Below are 20,294 nucleotides of genomic sequence, written 5' to 3'. Positions count from 1 at the left end.
GGCGTGGACGCCCACCCGAACGGCCCCACCCCGGGCAAGAGAAATGGCCCCGCCCGACCGGGCGAGGCCATCCCCATCACGTCAGCTGCGCGGCGTCACCGCCGGGCAACGCCCTCCGCCCGAGCCGCGGCAGCGACCGCGGCCGTGACGGCCGGGGCGACCCGCTCGTCGAACGGCGACGGAATGACGTAGTCCGCGGACAGATCGTCGCCCACGACCGAGGCCAGCGCCTCGGCCGCCGCGATCTTCATGCCCTCGGTGATCCGGGACGCCCGCACCTGCAGCGCGCCCGCGAAGATCCCGGGGAACGCCAGCACGTTGTTGATCTGGTTCGGGAAGTCCGATCGCCCGGTGGCCACGACCGCCGCGTACTTGTGCGCGACGTCCGGGTGCACCTCGGGGTTCGGGTTGGCCATGGCGAACACGAAGGCTCCCTCGGCCATGGAGGCGACCGCCTCCTCCGGCACGGTTCCACCGGACACCCCGATGAACACGTCCGCCCCGGCCAGCGCCGACTCCAGCGACCCGCTGAGCCCCGCCTTGTTCGTGAACCCGGCCAGCTCCCGCTTCACCGACGTCAGATCGTCCCGGTCCGCCGACACGATGCCCTTGCGGTCGGCCACCGCGACGTCCCCGATCCCGGCCTCGACCAGCATCTTGGCGATGGCGACACCGGCGGCGCCGGCACCGGAGATGACGGCCCGCAGATCGCCGAGACCCTTCCCGGTCAGCCGCGCGGCGTTCCGCAGCGCCGCCAGCGTCACGACGGCCGTACCGTGCTGGTCGTCGTGGAAGATCGGGATGTCCAGCCGCTCCTGCAGCTTCCGCTCGATCTCGAAGCACCGAGGCGCCGAGATGTCCTCCAGGTTCACCCCACCGAAGGACGGTGCGAGCCGCACCACGGTGTCGACGATCTCGTCGACGCCGGTGCAGTCGAGAGCGATCGGAACCGCGTCGACGCCACCGAACTGCTTGAACAGGATCGCCTTGCCCTCCATCACCGGAAGGGAGGCCTCGGGCCCGATGTCACCGAGCCCCAGCACGGCCGTACCGTCGGTCACGACGGCGACGACGGACGACTTCCAGGTGTAGTCGTGCACCAGATCCGGCTGGTCGGCGATCGCGCTGCACACCTTCGCGACGCCGGGCGTGTACGCCAGGGACAGGTCGTCCTTGTCGCGGATCGGCACGGTGGCCTGCACGGCCATCTTGCCGCCGCGGTGCAGCGCGAACGCGGGATCGAAGGAATCGAGGGGCTCGGCCCCGCCGTCCTGATCGGTATTGCTTCCGCTGCGAGGATTGACAATCTCCGCTGCCACTTTGTCTGACCCCTTAAGTGTTCATGGTTTGAGGGTGGGACCACTCCTGGTGAGAAGTGGGCGGGACCGCGCATGGCCCTGCTCGTGGATACGTACGACGTCCGACGTACGGCCCATACGCGACGGGCGCGCCGCACACGCGCCCTGAGCCCCGGATGAGGGGTGTAAAGAACCTTCTTACCGGACGGACCGCGCCGACGACGAGCCCAATACGTGCAAGATCACATGACGGGAATGGGAACACCCGCACCGACAGACACGAATCAGACACAACCAGACGGCGACACCGGTGTGATTCGTAGCCAGATAAGCGGACAATCGACACCAGATGCCGCGAAGAGCGACCGTCGGCCACAAAAACCACGCACGACCGGTCCGCATCCCGAGATGCACCGAAGATCTTCCGGCCGGAAGGACAGATTCCCGCAGAAGGTGTTGTCAGGATGTGACGAACTGCGGTGGTTCGGGGGTAACCCGTTATCCGATTTTGACATGACGAGCGCCCTGAATGCCTTAGTCCGAATGGCAAGATGCCGTAATCACACGAGGTCGCGGCACTCGAAGGTGTGTGCTCTCGTCGACCTAGGAAACCAAGGCCCCTGCCGGTCCCCATGGCAGGAGCCGGCCCCATCGGCAACTCCACCCATCCGCCGGAGGAACCCACCATGACCGCAAGCACCACCCGTCGCACCACCGCAGCACGCTCCCGGCTCGCCGCGGTCGGCTCGATCGCGGTCGCAGGCGCCCTGATTCTCACCGGCTGCGGTGACCAGACCAACGACAGCGGCTCGGAGGGCTCCGGCTCCAAGAGCGCGGCACCGCTCGCCGACAAGCTGCCCCAGGCGATCCGCGACAAGGGCGTCATCAAGGTCGGCTCGGACATCGCCTACGCGCCGGTCGAGTTCAAGGACGACTCCGGCAAGACGGTCGGAATCGACCCGGACCTCGCCGCCGCCATGGGCAAGCAGCTCGGTGTGACGTTCGAGTTCGAGAACGGCACCTTCGACAGCCTCATCACCGGACTGCGCTCCAAGCGCTACGACATCGCCATGTCCGCGATGACCGACACCAAGGACCGCCAGGAGGGCATCGACTCGGACACCGGCAAGAAGGTCGGTGAGGGCGTCGACTTCGTCGACTACTTCACCGCCGGTGTCTCGATCTACACCCAGAAGGGCAAGAACACCGACATCAAGACCTGGTCGGACCTGTGCGGCAAGAAGATCGTCGTGCAGCGCGGCACGGTCTCCGAGGACCTGGCCAAGGCCGAGGCCAAGAAGTGCACCGGTGGCAAGACGATCACCATCGAGGCCTTCGACAACGACCAGCAGGCCCAGACCCGCCTGCGCGCGGGCGGTGCGGCCGCCGGTTCCTCCGACTTCCCCGTCGCCGCGTACGCCGTGAAGACCTCCGGCGGCGGCAACGACTTCCAGCTCGTCGGCGAGCAGGTCGAGGCGGCGCCGTACGGCATCGCGGTCGCCAAGAACAACACCCAGCTGCGCGACGCCCTCAAGGCCGCGCTGGACGCGGTCATCGCGAACGGCGAGTACGAGAAGGTCATCAAGAAGTGGGGCGTCGAGGACGGAGCGGTGCAGGAAGCCGCCATCAACGGCGGCAAGTGACCGCACCGGTACAGCGGGCACTGAAAGGCAACACCTGTGACTGACATCCACAAGACGGACGAGCCGGCGGACACCCCGCCGGCCGGCCCGGAGGCGATCAAGGCCATTCCGGTCCGTCACTACGGGCGGTACATCTCCGCCGTCGTGGCGCTCGCCCTGCTGGGCGCCGTCGTGTACGCGTTCTCCCAGGGCAAGATCAACTGGGGAGCGATCCCGGACTACTTCTTCGACGACCGCGTCCTGGACGGCGTCGGCAGGACGCTCCTGCTGACCGTCCTCTCCATGGCGATCGGCATCATCGGCGGCATCCTGCTCGCCGTGATGCGCCTGTCGAAGAACCCGGTGACCTCGTCGATCGCGTGGTTCTACATCTGGTTCTTCCGCGGCACCCCGGTCCTGGTCCAGCTCATCGTCTGGTTCAACCTGGGCCTGGTCTTCGAGTACATCAACCTCGGCCCGTTCTACAAGAACGAGTGGTCGGACTTCATGACCCCGTTCCTGACGGCGCTGCTGGGCCTGGGCCTCAATGAGGCCGCGTACATGGCCGAGATCTGCCGTGCCGGTCTGCTCGCGGTCGACGAGGGCCAGACCGAGGCCTCCCACGCGCTGGGCATGAGCCACGTGAAGACGCTGCGCCGGATCGTGATCCCGCAGGCGATGCGCGTGATCGTGCCGCCCACGGGCAACGAGGTCATCAACATGCTGAAGACGACCTCGCTGGTCTCGGTCGTCCAGTACCCCGAGCTGTTCCGCGCGGCCCAGGACATCGGCCAGACCTCCGGCGCCCCCGCCGAGATGCTGTTCCTGGCGGCGGCCTGGTACCTGCTGCTGACCTCGGTCTTCAGCGTCGGCCAGTACTACCTGGAGCGCTACTACGCCCGCGGGTCGAGCCGCTCGCTGCCGGCCACCCCGTTCCAGAAGATCAGGGCGAACGTGCTGTCCCTGTCCAACCGCTCGAAGCCGACAGGAGGCAACGCATGACCGCCATGGTCAAGGCCGAGGGCGTTCACAAGTCCTTCGGTCCCCTAGAGGTCCTCAAGGGCATCGACCTGGAGGTGAAGCAGGGCGAGGTGTTCTGCCTCATCGGCCCCTCCGGCTCCGGCAAGTCCACTTTTCTGAGGTGCATCAACCACCTGGAGAAGATCAACTCCGGCCGGTTGTACGTCGACGGCGAGCTGGTCGGCTACCGCCAGAAGGGCGACAAGCTGTACGAGCTCAAGGACAGCGAGGTCGCGCTGAAGCGCCGGGACATCGGCATGGTGTTCCAGCGGTTCAACCTGTTCCCGCACATGACGGCGCTGGAGAACGTCATCGAGGCGCCGATCCAGGTCAAGGGCGTGAACAAGGGCAAGGCCAAGGAGCGGGCGCGGGAGCTGCTGGACCGGGTCGGCCTCGCCGACAAGGCCGTGAGCTACCCCTCCCAGCTCTCCGGCGGCCAGCAGCAGCGCGTGGCCATCGCCCGTGCGCTGGCGATGGACCCGAAGCTGATGCTCTTCGACGAGCCGACCTCGGCCCTCGACCCGGAGCTGGTCGGTGACGTCCTCGACGTCATGCGCGACCTCGCCGAGTCCGGCATGACGATGGTCGTCGTCACCCACGAGATGGGCTTCGCCCGCGAGGTCGGCGACAGCCTGGTCTTCATGGACGGCGGCGTGGTCGTGGAGTCCGGCGACCCGCGCGAGGTCCTGACCAACCCGCAGCACGAGCGGACCCAGGCGTTCCTGTCCAAGGTGCTCTGACGGTACGACGGTGAAGGGGCGGTACGAGATCCTCGTACCGCCCCTTCATCATGTGCCCGCCCATTCACCGTGTGCCCGCCCATTCACCGTGTGCCCGCCCATTCACCGTGTGCTCGCCTACGGCAACAGCTCAGGTCTCATCACCACGTCACGCAGCTGGTCCGCCGTCAGCGGCGGGGCGTCGAGCCACGGTCCCAGCGACCGCGTGCCGTCGAACCCGCTGCCGGCCGTGATCATGACGAGGTAGCCCTTCGTGAACAGCCGCACGGAACGCTTGGGCCCCCACGTCCTGCCGTCCCTGCGGCTCTCCCCCGCCAGTTCGGTGGATTCGCGCTCATCGCCGTTCGGCAGCGTCTCGGGGACGCAGGTCGACGCCGTCCCGGGAATGTCCGACGAGCACCCCTGCCCGACCGGCACCGGCCCGTCCTTCCGCCGGCCCGGGAAGACCTGGATGTTGAGATACCCGACGCCGCCGTCCTTGAAGACCGCGTAGAGCCCGTCGTACGGTCCTGAACCCACGACGTGCTCGAGCTCGCGGATCTCGCCGGTCCCGGGCGGCAGCAGCTTCGCCAGCCGGTCCGCCCTGGGCGTGGGCCGGGTGCCCGCGATCCCCGTCGGCTCCCGGCCGTTCCCCGGCAGCACCCCGGTCCCGGCCAGACTCACCGCCACCGCGGCGGCCGCGACCCCGGTGACCACCCCCCGCCGACGCCACCGCACCCGCGCCACCCGCGCGAACACCGCGTCCGCACCGGGCCCGGACGGCATCGGGACGCCCTGAAGGGCCCGCCCCAGCAGCTCCGTCGCCCACGGCACCCCGCCCGCGTCGTCCTGACTCATACGTGTTCCTCCCGCACCGCGGCACGCAGCGCCGCGAGCCCCCTCGCCGTGTGGCTCTTGACCGTGCTCTCCCGCATGCCGAGCAGCTCGGCGGTGTCGGCGACGCTGAGGTCCTCCCAGTAGCGCAGCACCAGCACCGCCCGCTGCTTGGGCGCGAGCTGCGCGAGCGCGGCCCGCACCATGACCCCGGTGTCGCTGTCCACCGGCCGCCCGGGCACATCCGGCACCTCGCCGTACGCCTGCTCACGCCGCCAGAAACGCCGGCGCGCGGCGATGAAGGTGTTGACCAGCGTCTTGCGCGCATAGGCGTCGAGGTTGTCCAGCCGCGTGTGCCGGCGTGCACCGAGGACGACCTTCACCAGCGTCGTCTGGACGAGGTCCTCCGCCTCGTCCCGGTTGCCGCACAGCAGATAGGCGCTGCGGAACAAGGCCGAGCGTCTGCCCTCGACGAAGGCATGCAGTGACGCTTCCGCGCCCCCCGCCATCCCTCCCCCTCTCCCGCCCCTCCGGTAGGGACCGTCTCACCCCTTCCAGTGCGGTGGGAGACCTTTCGGGACGCGGAAGAGGCGGTACGAATTTCTCGTACCGCCTCCGCCTCGCCGTACGGCCGCCGTGGGCCGCTACTTCACCGCCAGCACCAGCGTGTCCGACGGCGAGCACCACACCGGCCGTGCCTCCCCGAACCCCATCTCGCGCAGCACGCGCGCGTGCCACTCGGCGGAGGGCATGTCGCCGTCGGCGTGCTCGCCGTAGATCTCGAAGCGGCGGGCCGTCGGCGCGGCCAGCACCGGGTCCTTGGCGGCCAGCTGCCACCACTCGGACCAGTCGAGGGCGCCCTCCGCCTTGGCCTGATCCATGCGGGTGTGGCGCTGGGCCCGCTCGGCCGCGTTGATCCGGGGCGTCGACTCGTCGATCATGTGGTCCGCGTTCAGGAAGACACCGCCGTCGCGGACCAGCTCCGCGACCTGGCCGTAGAGGGTCGCGAGGGGTTCACGGTGCAGCCAGTGCAGGGCGGTGGCGGTCAGTACGGCGTCGTAGGAGTCGTACGGCAGCTTCGCCGGCCAGTCGGGGTCTTCAGGTCAGCGGTGACGAACGAGACCCGCTCGTCGTCCGCGAAGGTGCCCTCGGCGATGGCGAGCAGCGCCGGGTCGAGGTCGACACCGGTGCTGGTGGCGTCGGGCAACCGGGCGAACAGCCGGGCGGTGATACTTCCCGTGCCGCAGGCGAGATCGAGCACGCGCGGGGCGGGGCCGACGACGGCATCGACGATGTCGAGCATGATCCGGAAGCGTTCCTCACGGTCGGGCATGTACCACTCCTGCTGCCGGTCCCAGCTCTTCTGCCAGGCGAGCCAATCGGCGGTCGTGGTGGTGTCCGTATCCGCACCCATGCCTGTGCCCATGTCCGTCATCGAGCCCTCCATCGCGCAGGTCACGTAATACCCTGGAAGCACGATCAGCTCTTACCCGACCGCATCACGACACGATAGAACGCCTCCGTAAGGACTACAAGTGGAACTGGCCTATTACTCGGACTATGCCGTACGACTCGTCAACAGCGAGGACCCGGCCCGGGGCAAGGACTCGCTGACCTCGGTCGAGGCCGTCCGCGACCTGTTCGGCGTCAGCCAGGAGGCGGGCCGCCGCGCCACCGACGCCGACGTCACCCGCTTCCGCTCGGTCCGCGCACGGCTGCGGGCGGTGTTCGAGGCGGCGGACGGGGGCGACGAGGCGCTGGCGGTGAATCTGCTGAACTCGCTCCTGCTGGAGTTCCCGGTCAGTCCGCAGATCTCCGGCCACGACTTCCGGGACGACGACGGCCGCCCCCTGTGGCACATGCACCTCGCGGACCACCCGTCGAACGCGACCGCGGGCTACGCGGCCATCGCGGCGATGGGCCTGGCGTTCCACCTCACCGAGTACGGCGTGGACCGGCTGGGTCTGTGCGAGGCGGCGCCGTGCCGCAACGCCTACCTCGACACCTCCACCAACCGCTCCCGGCGCTACTGCTCGGACCGCTGCGCGACCCGCGCGAACGTGGCCGCCTACCGGGCCCGCAAGCGCTTGGAGGCCGACCGGTCGGCCAGGACGAGCCGTACGGCCGACAGGCCCCAGCGCGCCAGCGCGAACGGCGAGCGCTGATCCGGCTTGCGCGGCCGGTAGCGCAGCCGGACCCTGCCCAGGATCAGCTCGTCCGGCACGACCCCGTAGTCGGTGCTGTCGCCCCCCGCGTACGCGTTGTCCCCGAGAACCCACCAGCCGCCCTCGCGTCGCTCCGCGGCCCGCTTGACCACGAGCAGGTCCTGCTGGAACGGATGCCGCAGCACCACCACGTCACCGGGCCTGACCCGGCTCCGGTGCTGCACCACGAGCAGGTCGCCGTGGTACAGCGTGGGCACCATCGACGGACCGGTCACCTCGGCCCACCCGAAGGGCCGGTCCGTTCGCCCGCGCTCGGTCTCCTGCGACAACTCCGGCATCCCCGGCACCTCCCCGGTAGGGTCCTCCACCAGTCTCAGTCTCACCCCGGACTTTTGTCCTAAGCCCATGGGGGCACTCGCGAAAACCCGTCTTGCAGGGAGTAATGTCCCACCTGAGAAGACGATCACGAGGAAGGAATGCTCCATGCTTTCCCGCCTGTTTGCCCCCAAGGTAAAGGTCAGCGCACACTGCGACCTTCCCTGCGGTGTGTACGACCCTGCCCAGGCCCGCATCGAGGCGGAGTCGGTGAAGGCCGTACAGGAGAAGATGGCCGCCAACGACGACCCGCACTTCCAGGCGCGTGCCACCGTCATCAAGGAGCAGCGCGCCGAGCTCGCCAAGCACCACGTCTCGGTGCTCTGGAGCGACTACTTCAAGCCCCCGCACTTCGAGAAGTACCCCGAGCTGCACCAGCTCGTCAACGACGCCCTGAAGGCCCTCTCGGCCGCCAAGGGCTCCACCGACCCGGCGACCGGCCAGAAGGCGCTGGACTACATCGCACAGATCGACAAGATCTTCTGGGAGACCAAGAAGGCCTGACCCAAGGCTCATTGGCTTCCCGAAGGGGTCCGACCGGTTCGCCGGCGGGCCCCTTCGGCGTGTCCGCGATCATCTGACGGCCGTCCGGGCGGACGGGCCCGACGGCCCGACGGTTCAGCGGGCTCAAGGTTGCATGGGTCGGCGGTGATTGTGTTCACGCGATGATCGGTGGCCCCGGATCGCGGTGGTCCCGTAGGTTCTGGCATGTCCACCCCGCCGGCCGATCTGCGACGCGGGTGGCGTACGGGGGAAGCTGAGCAGCACTCGGATCCCGTCTCGGCCGGCTCCAGCCGGACGAAATGCCGATCCCTTGGAGAGCGCCCGCTTGAACTCCGCCTTCATACGCCCGAATTCCCGTTGGCTGAGAGGCGCCCCCCTCCGGCTCATCCCGCTGCTGTGGACCCTCGCTCTCGGTCTCTGGGGGCTGTCCCGGCAGCACAGCGTGTGGCGCGACGAGGCCGCGACCTGGCAGGTGGCGGGGCGGTCCACCGGGGACATCTGGCACATGCTGGGGCAGGTCGACGCCGTACACGGGCTCTACTACCTGCTGATGCACGGGGTCTTCACCTGCTTCGGGGCCGGCACCACGACCCTGCGGCTGCCCTCGGTGCTGGCGATGGCGGTGGCGGCGGTCTGTGTGACCGAGATCGGCCGCCGACTGGCCGGAGGCTGGACGGGCTTGGCGGGCGGGCTGGTGTTCGGTCTGCTCCCGGCCGTGCAGTTCCACCTGCAGGAGGGGCGCCCGTACGCGCTGATAGCGGCCGGGGCGGGCATCTCGACGCTGTTGCTGGTGACCGTCCTGGAGGGGCGCGGCCGAGCCGTGCACTGGGTCGCGTACGGCGGCACGATCGCGGTGTGCGGGCTGCTGAACTGGCTCTCCCTGCTGATCCTGCCCGCACACCTGGCCACGCTGCTGTGGACGCGGGCCGGCCGGCGGATCTCGACGCGCTGGGCGGTGGCCGCGACCGTGGCCGTGGCCGCCGTACTGCCGTTGATCCTGTTCAGCCGGCGCCAGTCCGAACAGGTCTCCTGGATTCCCCCGCTGACCTGGCACATGCTGATCGGCCCGGCGGTCCTGCTGGCGCTCGGCGGCCTCGGGGCGCTGCTGGACCGGCCGTTCGCGGGCCGGCTGTCGGTCGCGGCCGTCGGGCTGCCGCTGCTGGCGGTTCCTCAACTCGGCCTGCTGGGCCTCTCCCTGGTCCGGCCGCTCTTCCTGGACCGCTACGTCCTGTTCAGCATGCTGGGGCTGGCCCTGCTGATCGGCACGGCGCTGGGTACGGCCGTTCGGGCGGCCAGGCCCCGTTTCCCGAGAGCGTCGGCGTGGCTCGTCCCGGGCGTGGTCGCCCTGGTGGTCGTGGCGCTGTTGCCGCAGTCGCTGGCCAAGCGCTCCCCGGCGAGCCGGGTGGACGACGTGCTGGCCGTCGCGGCGGACGTACGGCGGCTGAAGGAACCCGGGGACGCGGTCGTCTTCGTGCCGGCGGCCCGGCGCGACACCGCCCTGGTCTCCCCCGGCGACTTCGCCGGGCTGCGGGACGTCGCGCTGGCCAAGAGCCCGGTGGAGTCCGGGACGTTGAAGGGCGAGGAGGCCCGTCCGGCGCGGATACGGGCAGCGATGCTGGCGCAGCGGCGGATACTGCTGGTCACCGATGTGCCCGGGGTGGCGCGGGCGGTGACGGCGGAGCGGGACAAGGCGAAGGCCGCCGTGCTGCGGGAGCACTTCCAAGTGGTGGCGGACATACAGGTCCGGGGGCGGCGGTTGACGGTCTACGAGCGGATCGGGCCGGCGGAGGAGACCTGATCGGCAGGCCTCCCCCGGTTCACGGCACGGTCAGTGGAACTGCGGCACGATCAGATAGATCCCGTAAGCCACCACCGCCGCGCAGGCCACGAAGCACAGCCCGGCCTGGGCGAGGCCCAGCGACGACGTGCCGCCGCCCTCCGCGCCTGCCCCTTCGTGGCGGGCCAGGCCCAGCACGCCCAGGGCGAAGACGGCGACCACGGCCACGGTGACGCCGAGGCTCACCGCGGCGACCTGGCCGAGTGCGGTCCAGTCGAGGTTCATCGGTGTGAACTCCCCTTGTCTCAGGCGGCCGTGCCGACGTGCGCCGGCTCCGTGCGGATCGTGACCTCGTGGGTGTCGTTGACGTTCTGCACGGACACCGGGTTGCGGCGGGAGACCAGCACGATGCCGGCGGCGACGGCGGCACCGACCAGGGCCACCACGGCCGTGCCGATGTTGCCGCCGTGCGTGACCACGCTCGCGGAGACCCCGCCGACCAGCGCGGCGGCCGGCAGGGTGATCAGCCAGGCCACGACCATGCGGCCGGCCACGCCCCAGCGGACCTCCGCGAGACGGCGGCCCAGACCGGCGCCGAGGATGCTGCCGGAGGCGACCTGGGTGGTGGACAGGGCGAAGCCCAGGTGGGCCGAGGTGAGGATGACCGTGGTGGAGGCCGTCTCGGCGGCGAAGCCCTGCGGGGACTGGATCTCGGTGAGGCCCTTGCCCATCGTGCGGATGATGCGCCAGCCGCCGAGGTAGGTGCCGAGGCCGATGGCCAGACCGGCGGAGGCGATCACCCACAGGGGCGGGCCCGCGTCATGGCCGAGCGCGCCCGCCGAGATCAGGGTCAGCGTGATGACGCCCATCGTCTTCTGCGCGTCGTTGGTGCCGTGGGCCAGGGAGACCAGCGAGGCCGAGGCGATCTGACCGACCCGGAAGCCCTTGGTGACGGAATCCTTGCGGGCGCGAGAAGTGAGCCGGTACGCCAGGTACGTGGCCAGCAGCGCCGCGACACCCGCGACGAGCGGCGAGGCCACCGCCGGGATCAGCACCTTCTCGACAACCTTGTCGAAGTGCACGCCGTGCGCCCCCGCACCGACCCAGACGGCCCCGATCAGCCCGCCGAACAGCGCGTGCGACGAACTGGACGGCAGACCGACCAGCCAGGTGAGCAGGTTCCACAGGATCGCCCCGATGAGCCCTGCGAAGATCATGCCCGGGGTGACGAGTGTGTCGTCCACTATGCCGCCGGAGATCGTCTTGGCGACCTCCGTGGAGAGGAAGGCCCCGACGACGTTCAGCACGCCGCTGATGATCACGGCCGTCCTCGGTTTGAGCGCCCCCGTGGCGATGGACGTGGCCATCGCGTTCGCCGTGTCGTGGAATCCGTTGGTGAAGTCGAAGGCGAGGGCCGTCACGATGACGACCGCCACCAGGAACGTGATGTGGTCCATTCCCCAATGCAAATAGGCGCGGACCAATGCAGGGCGAACTGATGGCAAAGCACGCCCCAGAAGGTGGCGCGCGGTTGGTAAGGGTCCTGCAAAGCAGGCGTGGTGACGCCTCGGGCCGCCGTACGACCGCCGCGCGCGGGACCGCTCGACGGATCTACGATCGCCCCATGAGCATCCGCTGGACCTACGCGTTCATCGACCGCCCTGTCGCGTCCTTCGACCGGGCCCATGCCTTCTGGACGGCGGTGACGGACACCGGGCTGTCCGAACCGCGGGGCGAGCAGGGCGAGTTCGTGACCCTGCTGCCGGGCGGCGGGGCGGACCCCTGTGTGAAGGCGCAGGGGGTGGACTCGGGCCCCGGCGGTGCGCATCTCGACTTCGCCGTGGACGACGTACCGGACTTCGTGAAGTCGGCGCTCGGGCTGGGTGCGGGGCTCGCCGCCGAGCACGAGGGGTGGGCCGTACTGCGCTCGCCCGCCGGGCAGTTGTTCTGTGCGGTGCCCTGGCACGGGGAGTCGGTGCGCCCGCCCGTGGTGCGCGGCAGCCGACTCGACCAGGTCTGCCTGGACGTACCGCCGTCGGTGTACGACGCCGAAGTGGCCTTCTGGAGCGGGCTGCTGGACGGCTGGGAGTCGACGCCCGGCTCCCTGGCCGAGTTCCATGTGGTGCGGCCACCGGCCGGGCTGCCGGTGCGCGTCCTGCTCCAGCGGCTCGACGGGGAGCGTGCGGCCTCCGCCCATCTGGACCTCGCCTGCGCGGACATCCCGGCGACCCGCGCCCGGCACGAGGATCTGGGCGCGACCTTCGTCGCCCAGGGTGCCCACTGGACGGTGATGCGCGATCCGGCGGGCGGGACGTACTGCCTGACGGGCCGGGATCCTCAGACCGGAGGGCTGCCCCGCTAGCGCGTCCTGAAGAAGCAGAGCGCCTGACCCTTCCCGTCGCGCTCGGCACCCGCGCACGCCGACTCCCACCCCTCCGGCAGCGAGGGCGTCGGACTTGCCGCCTCCCGGCCGTACGGCCCCGGCGGCTCGGGCGAGTCCCGCAGCCACAGCGTCGCCCCGCCCGCCACGACCACGACGCTCACCCACGCCGTCACGGCCCACCGCCATAACCGGCGCCGCCCGGTCACCGCCACGCCTCCACGTCCACCACCGCGTCCACCGGGATCGGCCCGTACACATGCGGGAACTCCTCGCCCCCGGGCCGCGGTGCCTCGTACCTCACGGGCACATCCAGCCGCGCGGGGTCCACGACCAGCAGCACCAGTTCGTCCGGGCCGTCGTAGGAGCCGTACAGGAAGGCGGCCACGGACGGGAGTTGAGCGCGGGTCGAGCAGTGGATGAAGCCCTCGTCCTGAAGGGTGCGGCCACGGGTCGACATCTCGTAGGTGCCGCGCTCGCGGGCCGCCTCCCACAGGGAGCGTTCGGTGAGGTGCACGATGTACATCCGTTCGGGCATGACGTGAGGTTAAGGCGTCAGCCGTGCCGCCCGCGCGAGCAGATACCGCTGCTCCGGCAGGCTCAGCGTCTTTCCGGCCGCGGCCTCGTAGGCGGCGCGCGCCTCCTCCGAGGCGCCGGCCCGCTCCAGGAGGTGTCCGCGGACCGCGTCCAGCCGGTGCCCGGAACCCAACTCGTCCTCCAGTGCGGCCAGCTCGGCCAGTCCGGCACGCGGGCCGGAGACCATGGCGACGGCGACCGCGCGGTTGAGCCGCTCGACGGGCCCGGGGACGAGGCGTACCAGGACGTCGTAGAGCCCGAGGATCTCCTGCCAGTCGGTCTCCTGCGCGGACGGAGCCTCGTCATGGACGGCGGCGATGGCGGCGCGGAGCCGGTAGGGGCCGGCGCGGCCCCGGCTCAGGGCACGGGTGACCAGGGCGACGCCCTCGTCGATCGCGGCCTTGTCCCAGCGGTCGCGGTCCTGCTCGTCGAGCGGGACGAGTTCCCCGTGCGGGCCGGTGCGGGCGTCCCGCCGGGCGTCGGTGAGCAGCATCAGCGCGAGCAGGCCGGCCACCTCGCCGTGGTCGGGGAGGAGGCGGTGGACCTCACGGGTCAGCCGGATCGCCTCACCGGCGAACTCCCGCCGCTGCAGGCTGGTGCCCGAGGTCGCCATATAGCCCTCGTTGAAGATCAGGTAGAGGGTCTGCAGGACGGCGGGCAGGCGCTCCTCCCAGTTGTCCGGGCGCCCGAAGCGGACACCGCGGACCTTCTGCTTGGCCCGGCTGATCCGCTGGGCCATCGTCGCCTCGGGGACCAGGTGCGCGCGGGCGATCTCGGCCGTGGTCAGACCGCCGACGGCGCGCAGGGTGAGGGCGATCTGGGCGGGCGGGGTCAGGCCCGGGTGGCAGCTGAGGAACAGCAGGGTGAGGGTGTCGTCCTCGCGGGGGGCGCGGTCCGCACCGGGCGGCGGGGCCGTGAAGGCGTCGCGTGGCGCGAGCGCCGCGACCTTCTCCTCCCGGGCCCGGCGTGCCTCCTCGGCGCGCAGGGCGTCGGTCAGCCGCCGTGCGCCGACCCTGATCAGCCAGCCGCGCGGGTTGTCCGGGACCCCGGTGCGCGGCCACTGCTCGGCCGCGGCGAGCAGGGCCTCCTGTACGGCGTCCTCGGCGGTGTCGAAGTGGCCGTAGCGCCGCACCAGCGCGCCGAGGACCTGCGGCGCGTGACGGCGCAGCAGGTCCTCGGTCTCGGGTGTGACGCTCATGTCGGGCGTGGCGCTCCTGCGGGGCTGGTACGGCTCACTCGTACGGTCAGACGTCCCCGGAGCCGTCGTCGATGGGCCGGATCACCACCGGGTACGTGGGGGCACCGGCGGGCTGGGGGCACTGGAGGACGCGCTCGGCGATCTCGGTGACCCGCTCCAGGCTCGCGCAGTCCAGCACCCAGTAGCCGGCCAGCAGTTCCTTGGTCTCGCTGTACGGACCGTCGGTGATCACCGCCTTGCCGTCGTCGCCCAGGGTGACGTGCCGGCCCTTCGCGGGCTCGGTCAGCCCCTGTCCGTCGATCATCTCGCCGCTTTCGGCGAGGTCGTTGTTGAGGGCCCCCATGAAGGCGTACATCGCCTGGACGTCCTCCTGGGTCCAGGCCACGGAGCCCGCGGACCCCTTGCCCTGCATCGCCTCGTAGTCCGCCTGCGTGCCCTGCACCATGACCAGATACTTCATCAGTCCGCTCCTTCTGCTTGCGTCGGCTCGGGCCACCCTTTGCGGGCGGCTCTCACAGGGGACGTCGGAGCCGGGCCGGCTTTCTCGACACGGTGCTCAGGAATTCTTCGCGGTGGGTGTCTCGGACTGCTCGGGCTGCTCGTGCTTCTCCTCGTGCTCGGCGCCCACCTCGGCGTACGCCTCGCAGTCGGGGTTTCTGCACGGGCCGCCCACCCAGGTGGGGACCCAGGCGCCCAGCGTCTTGTGGCGCTTGACGACCGTGTCCACGGGCTGTCCGCAGCCGGGACAGACGTGCTCTTCGCTGCCCATGCCCTCAGAGTAGGGCGGGATACGGCTCAGCGCTTCCTGCTGTACGTACGAACCACGGCGCCGTTGCCGAACGTCCGCACCGCTTCGTGGGTGAACTCCGTGACGGCGAAGTCCGAGCCGAACATCGGCATGCCGGTGCCGTACACGATGGGGTACGTCTTGATGACGAGTTCGTCGATCTCGTCGAACAGCGCGCCGGCGAGCTGCGCGCCACCGCACAGGTAGATGCCCAACTCGCCGTCCTCCGCCTTCAGTTCGCGAACCTTGCCGACCACGTCGTCCGAGACGATCTCGACCTGCGGGTCGGGCGACCCGGTCAGGGTGCGCGAGGCGACGTACTGGCGCAGATGGGCGTAGGGGCTGGTGATGCCCTCTTTCAGGGCCAGGTCGTAGCTGCTCCGGCCCTGGATGATCGTGTCGAAGCAACGGTTGGGCAGGTCGTCGAAACCGAGGGCGCGTCGGGCGGGGGTCGACACGGTCTCCGGGTGCTCCGTCCTGAGGAACTCCAGGAACTCCTCGTCGACGAAGGTGTACATCGAGGTCGCATCGCCGCTCGGGTCCCCGATGAAGCCGTCGATCGAGCACGCGATGAAGTAGGTGAGCTTTCGCAAGCCGGTCTCTTTTCGTAGGGTGTCGCACAACCACTTCGGTTGTAGTGCTTCAGTTGTAGTACTTCGCTTGTAGTGGTTGCAAGGGCATTTACGGGAGCACCTGCGCGACCGGCTGAAGTGAGAGAGGGGATTCCGAATGGCGGGCAATCCGGAGCGCCGGGCCGCCCTCGTCGACGCGGGCGCCGAGGTGCTCGCCCGGGAGGGGGCGCGCGGGCTGACGTTCCGCGCGGTGGACGCCGAGGCAGGGGTGCCGGTCGGCACCGCCTCCAACTACTTCACCGGGCGCGACGACCTGCTCCGCCAGATCGACGCCCGGCTGCATGTGCGGCTGGCGCCGGACCCGGAGGTGATCGCCGGGCTGCTGACCCGGCCGAAGGACCGCTCCCTGGTCACGGCCTTCATGCACGACCTGATGGACCGCGCCACACGCGATCGCACGGGCTATCTGGCCCTGCTGGAGATGCGCCTGGAGGCCACCCGGCGACCCGAACTGCGCGCCTCCTTCACCCGGTCGGTGCGCGGCGACCTGACGGAGGGCATCGAGTTCCATCGCGGCGCCGGGCTGCCGGGCGGCGACGAGGTCGTCACCGTGCTCTATCTCGCGATGCTCGGGCTGATCCTGGAGCATCTGACACTCCCGGACGTACTGGACGGCGTCCTGCCTGGGGTGAGCGTGCCGGACGGGCTGGTGGAGCGGGTCGCGGCGACGATCGTGCCGGAGCAGTAAGGGGGAGGTGGCGGTTCAGCGGCGGGGTGCGGCCGCCATTTCAGCGGTGGAGCTCGGCCGCGGGTTCAGCGGTGGAGCTCGGCCGCGGGGTTCAGCCGCGCGGTTCGCGCCACATCGGCCACATCCGGGGGCCGTGCGGGAGGTCCAGCGGGTCACCCTCGATCTCGAAGCCGAGGCGCTCGTACAGATGCCGGCTGCGGGCGCTGCTCGCCTCCAGATAGGCGGCCACCCCCTCCTCGTCGCAGCGGTCGAGGACCGAGGAGATGAGCGCGGTACCGAGGCCCTCGCCCTGACGCCCGGGTGCCGCGGCGATCATCCACAGGTACTCGTGGGCCCGGCCCTCCGGGTGGATGGCCGCCGTCAGACGTCCTATCTGCTCGACGCGTTCGTTGCCCGGGTCGACGGCCTCGCGCAGCCGGACCGGCCCTTCCTCGTCCTGGCCGTGCGCCTCCGCCGGCACGGACATCCACAGCGCGCACGCCGTGCCGTCCTCGGTGACGTCTATCCGGCCGTGGGCGAGCACGATGTCGGTGAACGCCGCCATCAGCCGGGGGTGGGTGGTACGGCGATGCTCCTCGCCCGGGAACACCCAGCCGCTGACCGGATCGTCCTGGAAGGCCGCGTCCAGGAGCCGGACCACCAGCTCCCGGTCCTCCTCGCCCGCCGTCCGGATCGCGACGCCCATGATCTGTACCCGCCCCTTCGTGTCAACCGGCCTTGATCGTAGGGGGAATGGGGACGGCGTGACGTTCGTGGGGCCAAGTTGTCGGGATCCGATCGGCGCGACGCGCGGATGCACGGGTACACAGGGGCGGGCCCCGCACACCGTGGGGATGTGCGGGACCCGCCGTTCCGGAGCCGCACGCCGGCCGTACGGGGTCAGGAACCGTACGGCCCGGGCGTTCCGGAGCCTCGACGACCGCCGCGTCCTTGAAGGGGGCGGCGATCAGGTGGTGCGTCGGGTCACGAACTCCGCCAGCGCCAGCAGTCCGCCCGCCTCCTCCGGGTCGGGCACGGCTCGGGCGAGCTCCTGCATGGCGCGGGCCATCCGGTCGGCGGCCTGGGCCTGCGCCCAGTCACGGCCACCGGCCCGCTCGACGGCGAGCGCGGTGCGCTGCAGGTCCTCCTTGTCGTACGGCATCTCGTACAGCGCGGCCAGTTCCGCCGCCGCCGGACCGCCGGAGGTCAGCGCGGCGACGACCGGGAGGGACTTCTTACGGGCCGCGAGATCCGCGCCGGCCGGCTTGCCGGTGTGGCGCGGATCGCCCCATATGCCGATCACGTCGTCGATGAGCTGGAAGGCGAGCCCTGCCTCACGGCCGAACGCGTCCAGCGCCGCCACGTCCTCCGCCGCCGACTGCGCGTACAGCGCGCCCAGGGCACAGGCGCACCCCAGCAGCGCACCCGTCTTGGCCTCGGCCATGGCGAGCACCTCGTCCAGGCCGACCTCGCCCGGTCCCCGCTTCTCCAGCGCCGTGTCCGAGTGCTGACCGGCGCACAGTTCGACGACACAGTCGGCGAGCCGGGCGGCGGCCGGGGCGGACGCCGGGTGCGGGTCCTCGGCGAGCAGCCGCAGGGCCAGCGCCTGGAGGGCGTCGCCGCCGAGGATCGCGTCGGCCTCGCCGAACACGGTCCAGGCGGTGGGCCGGTGCCGACGGGTGGTGTCCTGGTCCATCACGTCGTCGTGCAGCAGCGTGAAGTTGTGGACCAGTTCCACCGCGACCGCCGCCGTTACCGCCGCCGCCCGCGCCCTCGGTCCGCCGAGCGCGGCGGCCGCCGTGAGGACGAGGGCGGGACGGATCGCCTTGCCCGTGTTGCCGGCCGCCGGGGTGCCGTCCGGCTGCTCCCAGCCGAAGTGGTAGAGCGCGACCCGGCGCATGGAGGGCGGCAACGACTCGATGGCGGCGCGCAGTTCCGGGTCGACCGTGGCCCGGACGCGCTCCAGGATCACCGCTGCCTCGACACCGTCCAGCGGGCCCGTCCTGCCGCCTTCCCCTTCGGCCGCGAGGGACCTCGGCCCTTCGAGCGTCTCGGTGGACGGCCGCGCCCCGGCGGGGCGTTGCTGCGTCTCCGTCATGAACTCACCCATGGCATCGCCTCGGAGAGTCGGCGGACAGTGGCACTTCCGCTACGGCTGGGCGCCTACCCGGAGGGTCTACCCACGGCGATGGCACGGGACACGGCGTACCGGCGGCGAGAGTTCGCGGCAGTGTCACCGCCAGCGGCCGATCTCGACGTTCTCCAGCACGCCGAGGGCGTCCGGCACCAGGACCGCGGCCGAGTAGTACGCCGTCACCAGGTACTTGATGATGGCCTGTTCGTTGATGCCCATGAAGCGGCAGGACAGGCTCGGCTCGATCTCGTCCGGGATGCCCGCCTGCTGGAGCCCGATCACGCCCTGCTCGGCCTCGCCCGTACGCATGGCGATGATCGAGGTCGTACGGGCCTCGGTGACCGGGATCTTGTTGCAGGGGTAGATCGGCACACCGCGCCAGGTGGGGATGCGGTTGCCGGCCACCTCGATGGTCTCGGGGACCAGACCGCGCTTGTTCAGCTCGCGTCCGAACGCCGAGATCGCGCGCGGGTGGGCGAGGAGCAGCTTGGTGCCCCGCCGGCGGCAGAGCAGTTCGTCCAGGTCGTCGGGGCTGGGCACGCCGTCGTGCGGCTGGAGGCGCTGGTCGTACTCGCAGTTGTGGAGCAGGCCGAACTCGCGGTTGTTGACGAGCTCGTGCTCCTGACGCTCCTTCAGGGCCTCGACGGTCAGCCGGAGCTGCTGCTCGGTCTGGTTCATCGGCTGGTTGTAGAGGTCGGCCACGCGCGAGTGGATGCGCAGGACCGTCTGGGCGATGCTCAGTTCGTACTCACGGGGCCGGGCCTCGTAGTCGACGAAGGTGTGCGGGATGTCCGGCTCGCCGCTGTGGCCGGCCGCGAGGTCGACCTCCTTCTCGCCGTACTTGTTGGTGCGCTGCGCCGGGATCGCCCGCAGCTGCTCGAGGTGCCCTCGCAGCGACTCGGCGCGCTCCGCGACCTGCTCGACATCCTGGCGGGGCAGCACGAGCACCGTGCAGGCGGTGACCGCGCGGGCGGTGTACTCCCAGATGGCGTCGGCGTCGAGCAGCGCCTGGTCACCGAGGTAGGCGCCGTCGGCGAGGACGCCGAGGGACTCGTCCTCCCCGTAGGGGCCGGTGCCGAGCTTCTCCACCCTGCCGTGCGCCAGCAGGTACACCTCGTCGGTGGGGCTGCCGAACGAGGCGATCACCTCGCCCGCCGCGAACTCGCGCTGCTGGCAGCGCTGGGCGAGCTCCGAGAGCACGTCCTCGTCCTCGTACGACCGCAGCGCCGGCAGTTCGCACAACTCGGCTGGGATCACCTCGACGCGATCGCCGGTCTTCACGAACGTGATGCGGCCGTCCCCGACGGCGTAGCTCAGCCGCCGGTTCACCCGGTACGTGCCGCCCTGCACGTTCACCCAAGGCAGCATGCGCAGCAGCCAGCGGGAGCTGATCTCCTGCATCTGCGGTGCGGACTTGGTCGTGGTGGCCAGGTTCCGCGCCGCCGCCGTGCCGAGACTCTGCTGCGGCTTGCCCTGCTCCGTGCGGACCTCTTCGCCTACCGACATAAGGAATTGCCCTCCCGGTCATGCATCCACGCCGATCTGGCGCCACGCATCGCGATCTGCGGGGTCGAGCCTTCCATCACCGAGCGTGCCGGTGCTATTA

Annotated in this window: 23 protein-coding genes and 1 pseudogene; 8 read left to right on the top strand and 16 right to left on the bottom strand. The window is 70.5% G+C overall.

Features of this window, described 5'->3' with window-relative positions; genetic code table 11:
• Window positions 1–95: 95 nt before the first annotated feature.
• A complete protein-coding gene (locus ACFQ6S_RS33655; RefSeq protein ID WP_383418234.1) occupies window positions 96–1,319 on the bottom strand; it encodes an NADP-dependent malic enzyme in 1,224 nt (407 codons plus the stop codon).
• Window positions 1,320–1,984: 665 nt separating this feature from the next.
• Between ACFQ6S_RS33655 and ACFQ6S_RS33650 the strand changes: the two genes are divergently transcribed.
• Genes ACFQ6S_RS33650 through ACFQ6S_RS33640 form a run of 3 tightly spaced genes read left to right on the top strand, consistent with a single transcriptional unit; the run spans window position 1,985 to window position 4,680 of the window.
• A complete protein-coding gene (locus ACFQ6S_RS33650) occupies window positions 1,985–2,941 on the top strand; it encodes an ABC transporter substrate-binding protein (protein ID WP_383418232.1) in 957 nt (318 codons plus the stop codon).
• Window positions 2,942–2,977: 36 nt separating this feature from the next.
• The gene (locus ACFQ6S_RS33645; RefSeq protein ID WP_383418230.1) at window positions 2,978–3,922 is read left to right on the top strand and encodes an amino acid ABC transporter permease; all 945 of its coding nucleotides are present in this window, start codon (window positions 2,978–2,980) and stop codon (window positions 3,920–3,922) included.
• Window positions 3,919–4,680 carry an amino acid ABC transporter ATP-binding protein gene (locus ACFQ6S_RS33640; protein WP_383418228.1) on the top strand — a complete coding sequence of 254 codons (762 nt, stop codon included), beginning with the start codon at window positions 3,919–3,921 and terminating at the stop codon, window positions 4,678–4,680. Before ACFQ6S_RS33645 ends, ACFQ6S_RS33640 begins: the two co-directional genes overlap by 4 nt.
• Before the next feature lie 117 nt (window positions 4,681–4,797).
• Here ACFQ6S_RS33640 and ACFQ6S_RS33635 read toward each other — a convergent pair whose 3' ends face one another.
• From ACFQ6S_RS33635 to ACFQ6S_RS33625, 3 genes and pseudogenes are all read right to left on the bottom strand, one after another.
• Window positions 4,798–5,517 (bottom strand): hypothetical protein, encoded by a 720-nt coding sequence (locus tag ACFQ6S_RS33635; protein WP_383418226.1) that lies wholly within the window; start codon window positions 5,515–5,517, stop codon window positions 4,798–4,800.
• Complete coding sequence (locus ACFQ6S_RS33630) at window positions 5,514–6,002, bottom strand: SigE family RNA polymerase sigma factor (RefSeq protein WP_383418224.1); 489 nt, start codon at window positions 6,000–6,002, stop codon at window positions 5,514–5,516. The genes ACFQ6S_RS33635 and ACFQ6S_RS33630 overlap by 4 nt, the downstream gene beginning before the upstream one ends.
• A gap of 135 nt (window positions 6,003–6,137) precedes the next feature.
• Window positions 6,138–6,907 (bottom strand): annotated as a pseudogene (locus ACFQ6S_RS33625) (class I SAM-dependent methyltransferase).
• Window positions 6,908–7,028: 121 nt separating this feature from the next.
• On the opposite strand from ACFQ6S_RS33625, the gene ACFQ6S_RS33620 reads away from it, so the two are divergent.
• Complete coding sequence (locus ACFQ6S_RS33620; protein ID WP_383418222.1) at window positions 7,029–7,658, top strand: CGNR zinc finger domain-containing protein; 630 nt, start codon at window positions 7,029–7,031, stop codon at window positions 7,656–7,658.
• Here ACFQ6S_RS33620 and sodX read toward each other — a convergent pair.
• Window positions 7,562–7,996: a nickel-type superoxide dismutase maturation protease gene (gene sodX / locus ACFQ6S_RS33615; RefSeq protein ID WP_383418286.1), complete on the bottom strand. Its 435-nt coding sequence runs from the start codon at window positions 7,994–7,996 to the stop codon at window positions 7,562–7,564. The genes ACFQ6S_RS33620 and sodX overlap by 97 nt on opposite strands.
• Window positions 7,997–8,141: 145 nt before the next feature.
• Here sodX and sodN point away from each other — a divergent pair, with 145 nt between their 5' ends.
• Window positions 8,142–8,537: a superoxide dismutase, Ni gene (sodN, locus tag ACFQ6S_RS33610; protein ID WP_007491258.1), complete on the top strand. Its 396-nt coding sequence runs from the start codon at window positions 8,142–8,144 to the stop codon at window positions 8,535–8,537.
• 325 nt (window positions 8,538–8,862) lie between these two features.
• Complete coding sequence (locus ACFQ6S_RS33605) at window positions 8,863–10,335, top strand: glycosyltransferase family 39 protein (protein ID WP_383418220.1); 1,473 nt, start codon at window positions 8,863–8,865, stop codon at window positions 10,333–10,335.
• Between the two features lie 30 nt (window positions 10,336–10,365).
• Here the strand turns inward: ACFQ6S_RS33605 and ACFQ6S_RS33600 are convergent, their stop codons facing one another.
• Complete coding sequence (locus ACFQ6S_RS33600; RefSeq protein WP_383418218.1) at window positions 10,366–10,599, bottom strand: hypothetical protein; 234 nt, start codon at window positions 10,597–10,599, stop codon at window positions 10,366–10,368.
• A gap of 20 nt (window positions 10,600–10,619) precedes the next feature.
• Complete coding sequence (locus tag ACFQ6S_RS33595) at window positions 10,620–11,771, bottom strand: anion permease (RefSeq protein ID WP_383418216.1); 1,152 nt, start codon at window positions 11,769–11,771, stop codon at window positions 10,620–10,622.
• Window positions 11,772–11,938: 167 nt separating this feature from the next.
• Between ACFQ6S_RS33595 and ACFQ6S_RS33590 the strand changes: the two genes are divergently transcribed.
• The gene (locus ACFQ6S_RS33590; RefSeq protein ID WP_383418214.1) at window positions 11,939–12,676 is read left to right on the top strand and encodes a VOC family protein; all 738 of its coding nucleotides are present in this window, start codon (window positions 11,939–11,941) and stop codon (window positions 12,674–12,676) included.
• On the opposite strand, the gene ACFQ6S_RS33585 is transcribed toward ACFQ6S_RS33590, so the two are convergent.
• From ACFQ6S_RS33585 to ACFQ6S_RS33560, 6 genes are all read right to left on the bottom strand, one after another.
• Entirely contained in the window at window positions 12,673–12,870 is a 198-nt protein-coding gene (locus ACFQ6S_RS33585) for a hypothetical protein (protein ID WP_383418212.1), read from the bottom strand. The two genes, ACFQ6S_RS33590 and ACFQ6S_RS33585, sit on opposite strands and share 4 nt — an antisense overlap.
• A 29-nt stretch (window positions 12,871–12,899) precedes the next feature.
• The gene (locus ACFQ6S_RS33580; protein ID WP_383418210.1) at window positions 12,900–13,232 is read right to left on the bottom strand and encodes a DUF952 domain-containing protein; all 333 of its coding nucleotides are present in this window, start codon (window positions 13,230–13,232) and stop codon (window positions 12,900–12,902) included.
• A gap of 9 nt (window positions 13,233–13,241) precedes the next feature.
• Entirely contained in the window at window positions 13,242–14,468 is a 1,227-nt protein-coding gene (locus tag ACFQ6S_RS33575; RefSeq protein ID WP_383418208.1) for an RNA polymerase sigma factor, read from the bottom strand.
• Between the two features lie 46 nt (window positions 14,469–14,514).
• Window positions 14,515–14,928 (bottom strand): YciI family protein, encoded by a 414-nt coding sequence (locus ACFQ6S_RS33570; RefSeq protein WP_383418206.1) that lies wholly within the window; start codon window positions 14,926–14,928, stop codon window positions 14,515–14,517.
• Between the two features lie 96 nt (window positions 14,929–15,024).
• Window positions 15,025–15,237, bottom strand: a complete 213-nt coding sequence (locus ACFQ6S_RS33565; RefSeq protein WP_383418204.1) for a hypothetical protein — start codon at window positions 15,235–15,237, stop codon at window positions 15,025–15,027.
• Window positions 15,238–15,263: 26 nt separating this feature from the next.
• Entirely contained in the window at window positions 15,264–15,848 is a 585-nt protein-coding gene (locus tag ACFQ6S_RS33560; protein ID WP_383418202.1) for a dihydrofolate reductase family protein, read from the bottom strand.
• Window positions 15,849–15,984: 136 nt separating this feature from the next.
• Between ACFQ6S_RS33560 and ACFQ6S_RS33555 the strand changes: the two genes are divergently transcribed.
• A complete protein-coding gene (locus ACFQ6S_RS33555) occupies window positions 15,985–16,575 on the top strand; it encodes a TetR/AcrR family transcriptional regulator (protein WP_383418200.1) in 591 nt (196 codons plus the stop codon).
• A 91-nt stretch (window positions 16,576–16,666) separates the two neighbouring features.
• On the opposite strand, the gene ACFQ6S_RS33550 is transcribed toward ACFQ6S_RS33555, so the two are convergent.
• The 3 genes from ACFQ6S_RS33550 to ACFQ6S_RS33540 form a co-directional block, all read right to left on the bottom strand.
• Window positions 16,667–17,260, bottom strand: a complete 594-nt coding sequence (locus ACFQ6S_RS33550; RefSeq protein WP_383418198.1) for a GNAT family N-acetyltransferase — start codon at window positions 17,258–17,260, stop codon at window positions 16,667–16,669.
• Between the two features lie 261 nt (window positions 17,261–17,521).
• Window positions 17,522–18,664, bottom strand: a complete 1,143-nt coding sequence (locus ACFQ6S_RS33545; protein ID WP_383418196.1) for a family 2 encapsulin nanocompartment cargo protein polyprenyl transferase — start codon at window positions 18,662–18,664, stop codon at window positions 17,522–17,524.
• A 123-nt stretch (window positions 18,665–18,787) separates the two neighbouring features.
• On the bottom strand, window positions 18,788–20,194 hold the full coding sequence (locus ACFQ6S_RS33540) for a family 2B encapsulin nanocompartment shell protein (protein WP_383418194.1): 1,407 nt from the start codon (window positions 20,192–20,194) through the stop codon (window positions 18,788–18,790).
• Window positions 20,195–20,294 lie beyond the last annotated feature (100 nt).

This window comes from Streptomyces sp. NPDC056479, assembly GCF_042795335.1.
In the GTDB taxonomy this organism is placed as follows: domain Bacteria; phylum Actinomycetota; class Actinomycetes; order Streptomycetales; family Streptomycetaceae; genus Streptomyces.
This window is presented reverse-complemented; position numbering and strand designations above follow the sequence as displayed.

Bases quoted from the DNA above. Each gene is read 5' to 3' on its own strand.
- ACFQ6S_RS33650 (WP_383418232.1), top strand. From the start codon at position 1,985: ATGACCGCAAGCACCACCCGTCGCACCACCGCAGCACGCTCCCGGCTC.
- ACFQ6S_RS33640 (WP_383418228.1), top strand. From the start codon at position 3,919: ATGACCGCCATGGTCAAGGCCGAGGGCGTTCACAAGTCCTTCGGTCCC.
- ACFQ6S_RS33635 (WP_383418226.1), bottom strand. From the start codon at position 5,517: ATGAGTCAGGACGACGCGGGCGGGGTGCCGTGGGCGACGGAGCTGCTG.
- ACFQ6S_RS33630 (WP_383418224.1), bottom strand. From the start codon at position 6,002: ATGGCGGGGGGCGCGGAAGCGTCACTGCATGCCTTCGTCGAGGGCAGA.
- sodX (WP_383418286.1), bottom strand. From the start codon at position 7,996: ATGCCGGAGTTGTCGCAGGAGACCGAGCGCGGGCGAACGGACCGGCCC.
- sodN (WP_007491258.1), top strand. From the start codon at position 8,142: ATGCTTTCCCGCCTGTTTGCCCCCAAGGTAAAGGTCAGCGCACACTGC.
- ACFQ6S_RS33600 (WP_383418218.1), bottom strand. From the start codon at position 10,599: ATGAACCTCGACTGGACCGCACTCGGCCAGGTCGCCGCGGTGAGCCTC.
- ACFQ6S_RS33595 (WP_383418216.1), bottom strand. From the start codon at position 11,771: ATGGACCACATCACGTTCCTGGTGGCGGTCGTCATCGTGACGGCCCTC.
- ACFQ6S_RS33590 (WP_383418214.1), top strand. From the start codon at position 11,939: ATGAGCATCCGCTGGACCTACGCGTTCATCGACCGCCCTGTCGCGTCC.
- ACFQ6S_RS33580 (WP_383418210.1), bottom strand. From the start codon at position 13,232: ATGCCCGAACGGATGTACATCGTGCACCTCACCGAACGCTCCCTGTGG.
- ACFQ6S_RS33575 (WP_383418208.1), bottom strand. From the start codon at position 14,468: ATGAGCGTCACACCCGAGACCGAGGACCTGCTGCGCCGTCACGCGCCG.
- ACFQ6S_RS33570 (WP_383418206.1), bottom strand. From the start codon at position 14,928: ATGAAGTATCTGGTCATGGTGCAGGGCACGCAGGCGGACTACGAGGCG.
- ACFQ6S_RS33565 (WP_383418204.1), bottom strand. From the start codon at position 15,237: ATGGGCAGCGAAGAGCACGTCTGTCCCGGCTGCGGACAGCCCGTGGAC.
- ACFQ6S_RS33555 (WP_383418200.1), top strand. From the start codon at position 15,985: ATGGCGGGCAATCCGGAGCGCCGGGCCGCCCTCGTCGACGCGGGCGCC.
- ACFQ6S_RS33550 (WP_383418198.1), bottom strand. From the start codon at position 17,260: ATGGGCGTCGCGATCCGGACGGCGGGCGAGGAGGACCGGGAGCTGGTG.
- ACFQ6S_RS33545 (WP_383418196.1), bottom strand. From the start codon at position 18,664: ATGGGTGAGTTCATGACGGAGACGCAGCAACGCCCCGCCGGGGCGCGG.
- ACFQ6S_RS33540 (WP_383418194.1), bottom strand. From the start codon at position 20,194: ATGTCGGTAGGCGAAGAGGTCCGCACGGAGCAGGGCAAGCCGCAGCAG.